4 protein-coding genes are annotated in these 6979 nt (G+C 60.3%); all 4 read left to right on the top strand.

The features are described from left to right. Positions 1–277: 277 nt before the first annotated feature. The 4 genes from IVB46_RS43585 to IVB46_RS43570 all read left to right on the top strand — a co-directional run bounded on the left by IVB46_RS43585 (position 278) and on the right by IVB46_RS43570 (position 6062). Complete coding sequence (locus IVB46_RS43585; RefSeq protein ID WP_247302162.1) at positions 278–2041, top strand: DUF3363 domain-containing protein; 1764 nt, start codon at positions 278–280, stop codon at positions 2039–2041. A gap of 35 nt (positions 2042–2076) precedes the next feature. Then, positions 2077–4065, top strand: coding sequence for a conjugal transfer protein TraG (locus tag IVB46_RS43580; protein ID WP_208069699.1), 1989 nt, complete (start codon positions 2077–2079; stop codon positions 4063–4065). 6 nt (positions 4066–4071) lie between these two features. Further along, entirely contained in the window at positions 4072–4488 is a 417-nt protein-coding gene (locus tag IVB46_RS43575; RefSeq protein ID WP_038958611.1) for a CopG family transcriptional regulator, read from the top strand. A 1415-nt stretch (positions 4489–5903) separates the two neighbouring features. Continuing rightward, positions 5904–6062, top strand: coding sequence for a hypothetical protein (locus IVB46_RS43570; protein WP_157789193.1), 159 nt, complete (start codon positions 5904–5906; stop codon positions 6060–6062). Positions 6063–6979 lie beyond the last annotated feature (917 nt).

Here is a 6979-nt window from a genome sequence, read left to right as displayed (position 1 = left end):
AAGTGTTTTGGTCCCACCGGAGAATCTCCACAGCAGCAGAGAACCCGAAATGGAACGACATCACACGAGGAGGAAGGTGTGCAGGAACCGGACGCTTACGATACGACGGGCGATGGCGAGATAAAAGGGGCTCACCGGTCGAACCGCAAGCCATTGGCATGGCTTGGGTTCTGGCGTGCCGGTCGGTCGGTACGCGTGCCGCGCTCTGCGTTTTGGGCAATGCAATCAAAGACATCTTCGGCACTGTGGGTGCTTTTGCGCCATTTGAGGGCCGGATATGACCGTTCGCGATAGCGACTTGCGTGTCCGGCCTGGGCGTATCCGCAGCACGCGCGCGCCCAAGCTCAAAACATTCATCAGCCAGGTGTTACGTGCCGCCAAGAAGGCTGGACACATCTCGGGTCAGGCTGCCTCCGGCAGACGGTCAGCAGCCTATGGGCGCTCGACCTTTGGCCGCGGCAGGCTAGCCTTCAGCCGAAGCCGGTTGTCCAGCCCGACCCGACGTGTTGTCGTGAAGGCGCGTGTTGTTCGCCACAAGGGGCGATCCTTCCGCTCAGCGCCATTGACGGCCCATCTTTCGTACCTGAAGCGCGACGGCGTCACCCGAAGTGGTGAGCCCGCCAGTATGTTCGATGCTTCCGGCGACCGTGCGGATGGCGCGGCCTTTGCCGAGCGGTGTCAGGACGACCGCCACCATTTCCGGTTCATCATCTCGCCCGAAGATGCCGGCGGTATGACCGACCTCAGAGCGTTCACCCGCGACCTGGCCAAGCAGATGGAGATTGATCTCGGTACGCGGCTCGATTGGGCGGCCCTCGATCATTGGAACACAGACAACCCTCACATCCATCTTCTCGTTCGGGGAGTCGATGAGGAGGGGGCCGACCTCGTGATCTCCCGCGACTACATCAGCCGTGGCCTTCGTTCGCAGGCCGAGGAACTGGTTGCGATCGAACTAGGTCCGAAGCCCGAGCACGAAATCCGCGATTCACTGGAGAGGGAAGTGATTGCAGAGCGATGGACCCGGCTCGATCAGGAGATCTGGCTGGCCGCCGACGAAGCCGGCTATGTCGATCTTCGCCCTGCCCCCCCTGGCAGCTCGGATCCCGAAATCCGGCGCCTGATGGTGGGCCGCCTACAGCATCTGAAGAAGATGGGCCTTGCCGCGCCAGCTGCGCCCGGAGAATGGATGGTGGGGCTCGAGGCCGAGCGCAGCCTGCGCGACCTCGGCATGCGCGGCGACATCATCAAGACCATGCACCGTGCCTTCACAGAGCGTCGGGAAGCACGAGGTGTTTCGGACTTCGTCATCGAAGGCGGACGGCCAGCGAACCCGATCATCGGGCGGCTGGTCGATCGGGGATTGCATGACGAGTTCACCGGCGAGGCTTACGCCGTGATCGACGGAACAGACGGTCGCGCGCACCACTTCCGCCTTCGCGGGATCGAAGCCTTCGAAAATGCTCCGCCAATCGGCGGAATTGTCGAGGTACGGCGCTTCGGTCAAGCCGACGATCCCAGTCCCACTTTGGTGCTCGCGACCCGTTCCGATTTCGATCTCGGCGCGCAGGTCGACGCGAAAGGCGCGACATGGCTGGATCACCGATTGGTCGAGCGCGAGCATTTGCCGCTAGCCATGGGCGGCTTTGGCCGCGAGACCCGCGATGCCATGGAGGCTCGGATTGAGCATCTGGTTCAGGAAGGTCTGGCGCGGCGGCAGGGCCGGCGCGTCATCCTGCAGCGCGACCTCCTGGACACGCTGCGCAGGCGCGAACTGGACGGAGTGGGCGCAAGGGTTTCGGCCGACACTGGCCTGCCTCAGGTGAAGGCCGCTTCCGGTGAGCATGTGGCCGGCACGTATCGCCAGCGGCTGACGCTGACCTCGGGACGGTTCGCCATGATCGACAATGGGCTCGGGTTTCAACTGGTGCCCTGGTCCCGCGAACTCGAAAGCCGGCTCGGCCAGCATGTCTCCGGGGTCGTGAAGGACAGCGGCGGCATCGAATGGGGTTTTGGCCGCAAACGCGGCTTGGGCCTCTAGCTAACTCTCAAATTGACTTGTGAAGGTTGCGCAAAATGTCCGGGACCAAAATCCTCTGGGGGCAGATTTTCGTGGTCGGCTCGATCGTTCTGCTGGCCATCTGGGGCGCGACCGAGTGGACCGCTTGGCGGTTGGGCTATCAGCCAGAGCTTGGTCGGCCCTGGCTCGAGCTTTCGGGCTTCAAAGTCTATTACCCCCCGGTCTTCTTCTGGTGGTGGTTTGTCTATGACGCCTATGCGCCCGGGGTGTTTGTTGAGGGAGCCTTTGTCGCGGCCTCGGGGAGTTTGGCTTCGATTGCAGTGGCGATCTTTATGTCGGTCCGGCGGGCACGTGAAGCCAAGATTGTCGAGACCTATGGCTCGGCTCGCTGGGCGGAGGCGCAGGAGGTGAGGGCGGCTGGCCTGCTCGGGGCGGACGGTGTGGTGCTTGGCAAACTTGACCGTGACTACCTCCGCCATGACGGTCCAGAGCACGTGCTGTGCTTCGCGCCTACGCGGTCTGGCAAAGGTGTTGGCCTGGTCGTCCCCTCGCTGCTTGCATGGCCCGGCTCGGCCATCGTGCACGACATCAAGGGTGAGAACTGGCAGCTGACCGCCGGCTTCCGCGCGCGGCAGGGCCGGGTCCTTCTGTTTGACCCAACCAACCCAAAATCTGCAGCCTACAATCCGCTCCTGGAGGTTCGACGCGGGGCATGGGAGGTTCGCGATGTCCAGAACGTCGCGGACGTACTGGTCGACCCCGAAGGCTCGCTCGATAAGCGGAACCACTGGGAGAAGACCAGTCACTCGCTTCTGGTTGGCGCCATCCTTCATGTCCTCTATGCCGAGGCGGATAAGACGTTAGCCGGCGTGGTTGGCTTCCTGTCCGACCCGAAGCGGCCGATCGAGGCGACCTTGAAGGCGATGATGACGACGCCGCACCTCGGCGACCAGGGCGTTCATCCCGTAGTCGCCTCGACCGCGCGTGAGCTCTTAAACAAATCGGAGAACGAACGCTCGGGCGTCCTGTCCACCGCGATGTCCTTCCTGGGTCTCTATCGCGATCCCGTGGTGGCCGAGGTGACGCGCCGATGCGACTGGCGCATCGCTGATCTGACTGCCGATGCCCGTCCCGCCTCGCTCTACCTCGTGGTGCCGCCCTCCGATATCTCGCGAACCAAGCCATTGATCCGTTTGGTTCTGAACCAGATCGGCCGCCGCCTGACCGAGGATTTGCACGTCAGTGATCGGCGGCATCGAGTCCTGATGATGCTTGACGAGTTCCCGGCGCTTGGGCGTCTCGATTTCTTCGAGTCCGCTCTCGCCTTTATGGCGGGCTACGGCATCAAGGGCTTCCTGATCGCGCAATCGCTCAATCAGATCGAGAAGGCCTATGGACCCAACAATGCCATTCTCGACAACTGCCACGTCCGCGTCAGCTTTGCCACGAATGACGAGCGCACCGCCAAACGTGTGTCCGATGCGTTGGGTACCGCGACCGAAATGCGGGCGACGAAGAACTACGCCGGGCATAGGCTGAACCCCTGGCTTGGGCACCTCATGGTCTCACGGCAGGAGTCCGCGAGGCCGCTACTGACACCTGGCGAGGTGATGCAGCTTCCGCCAGGAGATGAGATCGTCATGGTCGCAGGCATAGCGCCAATCCGGGCGAAGAAGGTGCGCTACTACGAAGATCGGCGGTTCACCGAGCGGGTAATGCCACCGCCCGACCCAAGCACCGCCGGCCGGTCATTGCGAATAGACGGATGGTCCACGAGTCAGCTTCCTACGACAGCGGCGGGGTCGGCCACCCTTGCCGGCGGTGCCACGGAGGACACGGCCAACAGCGGGCTCCGTCTTGAACCAGAACTTCCCGATCACGTTGCAATCGCCAAGGAGGTGACTGAACCGACCCCGGCGGAGGAATTTGCGGCAGTTCTTGACGATGACGATGATGCGATCCGCCAGTCTCGTCTACTACGCCAGCAAATGCGCGGCCTAGCCCGCCAGGTGACCATGGACCCAAATGACGGTATGGAGCTGTGAGGTTCAATGCGCAACCGTATGAACGTCTATTTCCCTCCTGAGCTGCTCAAGCAGATCTCGGATCTTGCCGATCGCAAGAAACTCTCTAGGTCGGCGATCGTGGAAGCCGCAGTGGCCTCGTTTCTGTCGCCAGACGGCGCCGACAGGAGGGAGGCAGCATTTACACGCCGCCTTGATCATCTTTCACGCCAGATGCAGAGGCTCGAGCGCGACGTCGGTTTGACCGCCGAGACACTAGCTTTATTCATTCGCTTTTGGTTGACGATCACGCCGCCATTGCCCAACGACGCGCAGGCAACCGCGCAATTGAAAGGCCGGGAACGCTTTGAAGGTTTTGTCGAGACACTCGGACGCCGTCTACAAAAAGGGCAGAGCTTTCTGCGTGAGATTCCGGAAGACATCGTTCATCAGGACCCTCTGTAGTGGGGAAGCCCTGAGAAAATAGCATCACTCGTATCGAGCGAAGCTACCGCTTCGTTTTATGGCTTCCTCAGCCAACCTGTCCAACTCCGTGGCGAGGCGCAGCCTAGTATTTTTGTGCGGACGGGGCGATCACGTCTATTGACCAACGCCTTCGTCCTTATCCGCGGCCGAACTGGGTCCAATCACCTAGTTGCCATTCGGCCGCGGACCAAGGACGAATACGACAACTATATTGGCATCTTCGATAGTTTGATCAAACTGAAGCCAGTTTCAACCGAATTGTACGCACTCTGCTTGGAGGGCTTCGATACTGATGAGAGCTACTGCGATGGCAGTCGTAAGGAGGGCATCGGATACTTTAATTACAGGAGCGTCGATTTCGCACATCGACAAACGATCGTGTCGACGCTTCGCATGAAGTCTCTATCCACTTTCATTATTCTACCGGCCAACTCGGATTATGGGTCGTTCGAAGAACGGGTGACCGCTACCATCGGTGACATCAGGGAGGATTTCGGAATAACATCGGCAAGATGTGCCTCCAGGCGATCTACACAGCAACCCGTCAGTCCATGTGTCCAGCGTCGTGGCAAGAAGTACGATTGACGCGATCCTAAGCGCAGAAGCAGCAAAAGCCGCTCAGGTCTCCGGAAGCACCCCCACGACATGAACCGGGCGCAAGCTTCGCCCGGAAGGGGATGGGATTTTTACCAAATCAGCGGTGGACTGTCCGTTAGTTTAGCAACCCGGACCAGAGCTGAGCCGCATTCCTTGGTCAGGAAGGCCGAGATCCGCCGCATCCTGGCGGAGCGGGACCAATGAAGCGCCGCCGTCGACTGCACCGGAAGCGTGCCCGGCAGTGGCCAGCATTCGGGTTGTCTTACTGCGGCTGACAAGAGCGACCTAGATCGGTAGGCTGGTCTTCTACACCCAGCTTACCGGTTCTGATGATGAGGGTTTTGGCGGTCGTCGCCTTGCTACTACTGCCAACCAATCCGCTCCGCGCCGGCGCCACGATCGTGGGTGCCGGCTCGCAGTCGTGCTCGGCTTGGACGAACAGAACCAAGAACGCGGTAGTAAAAGGCGCTTTCGAATCCTGGGTTGTTGGCTTCATCAGTGGTCTGAATGTTAGCGGCGATAGAGAAATTGTCGGAGGCGGTGACTTTACAGCGATAGTTGCGTGGATGGACCAGCGCTGTCGATCGCGTCCGACCGACCAAATTGGAGTCGCAGCTCTAGATCTCGCGATGGAATTGGCTGGCAACGCAGCGAAGCGCTGACCCGCCGGCGGTCTGCTTCATCCGCGGTTCGACCAAACCCATTCCCGTGATGTCACGAGATTTCGACTGGCTCCAACGCCGCTAGCGTCCATATAGTTATGGTTGGGTGGGCAGTTGGACCTCAGGAGATCGTTGATGGCCAACCCCGTAGACCTTCGAGACCGCGCGGCCATGTTTGAAAAGCGTGCGGACGAGGCAAAGGATGCAATTTCCCGAGCGCACTATCGGGAGATGGCCGCGCACTATCGTACGCTTGCGGTAGAGCATTCCGAAATCATGCGCGCTGACGCTTAGCGCAAAGGCGTTCGTGATATAACCCGTCCACGACCGGGACACCCGGGCGTAATCTACAGTCCAAACTCCCGCCGGCTCACGCGGTCGGCGGGTTTTTTATGCCCGCTCCTCCAGATCGGCGATTGACCCGAACCGTGACGTTGGGCAGAAGTAGTATTTTACGCTCGTGCAGTCGTTGGTAGCAGTCAATTTCCGTGGGCAAAGAATTTTCCCGTGCGTCGCAGGTGCGGCGCGCGGCAATTTATTCGGTTGGGATGGCGGGCGGAGTGGCGCTCGCGCTGCTCGTTATGTTCGGCCTGCTCGACGATGCGATCGAGATGCGATTGTACAAAAATTGCCTAAGGGCTCACCGGGACCTGCCAATGGCCTGCCTAACTGAGGAGCGGGCCTTACGGCTGGGATTTTACACGCCGTAGTGTTTTGGCGACCAACAACGACCGACACGCGTCCCTGCCATCAAAGGAGCGCGGGAACAAATGCCGTCGCGGCTGTTCATTTGCATCTGCCTCGCGATCAGTCTGGGTTGTGTCGCCTACATTGCGACGCGGCCGGGATTTCAGTTCACGACGACGCTTGAACTGTTCAGGCAGGAGTGCCACGGCGATGAAGAATGTGCGCAAAAGCTCGAGGCGCAACGTAGAATCAACATAGCTGACACGATAGACAAAATGGGCGAAGCAGCCATCGCCAAGCAGGACGCCCTAAAGCGGAGTTCGACTTGTGCCAAACGCAACAATGCGTGCTCCGGAACCTGCGTTGGAAACGATGCTGGGAAAAGCTGTAAATCAAGCAGCTTACAGATGAGTGGCAGTTGCAGCGTACGCCTACGACGAAGGCCGCCTGATTGTCGCGTGCGCGCGGGCACGGCGAGCTATATGTGATGGCGTTGGGTGAAGGTCAGGCGGCTTGCTGATCGT

The organism is Bradyrhizobium sp. 61 (genome assembly GCF_023073075.1).
Classification (GTDB): Bacteria; Pseudomonadota; Alphaproteobacteria; order Rhizobiales; family Xanthobacteraceae; genus Bradyrhizobium; species Bradyrhizobium barranii.
The sequence above is the reverse complement of the archived record's forward strand: the minus strand, read 5'-3'. Positions and strand labels throughout refer to the sequence as shown.

Bases quoted from the DNA above. Each gene is read 5' to 3' on its own strand.
- IVB46_RS43585 (WP_247302162.1), top strand. From the start codon at position 278: ATGACCGTTCGCGATAGCGACTTGCGTGTCCGGCCTGGGCGTATCCGC.
- IVB46_RS43580 (WP_208069699.1), top strand. From the start codon at position 2,077: ATGTCCGGGACCAAAATCCTCTGGGGGCAGATTTTCGTGGTCGGCTCG.
- IVB46_RS43575 (WP_038958611.1), top strand. From the start codon at position 4,072: ATGCGCAACCGTATGAACGTCTATTTCCCTCCTGAGCTGCTCAAGCAG.
- IVB46_RS43570 (WP_157789193.1), top strand. From the start codon at position 5,904: ATGGCCAACCCCGTAGACCTTCGAGACCGCGCGGCCATGTTTGAAAAG.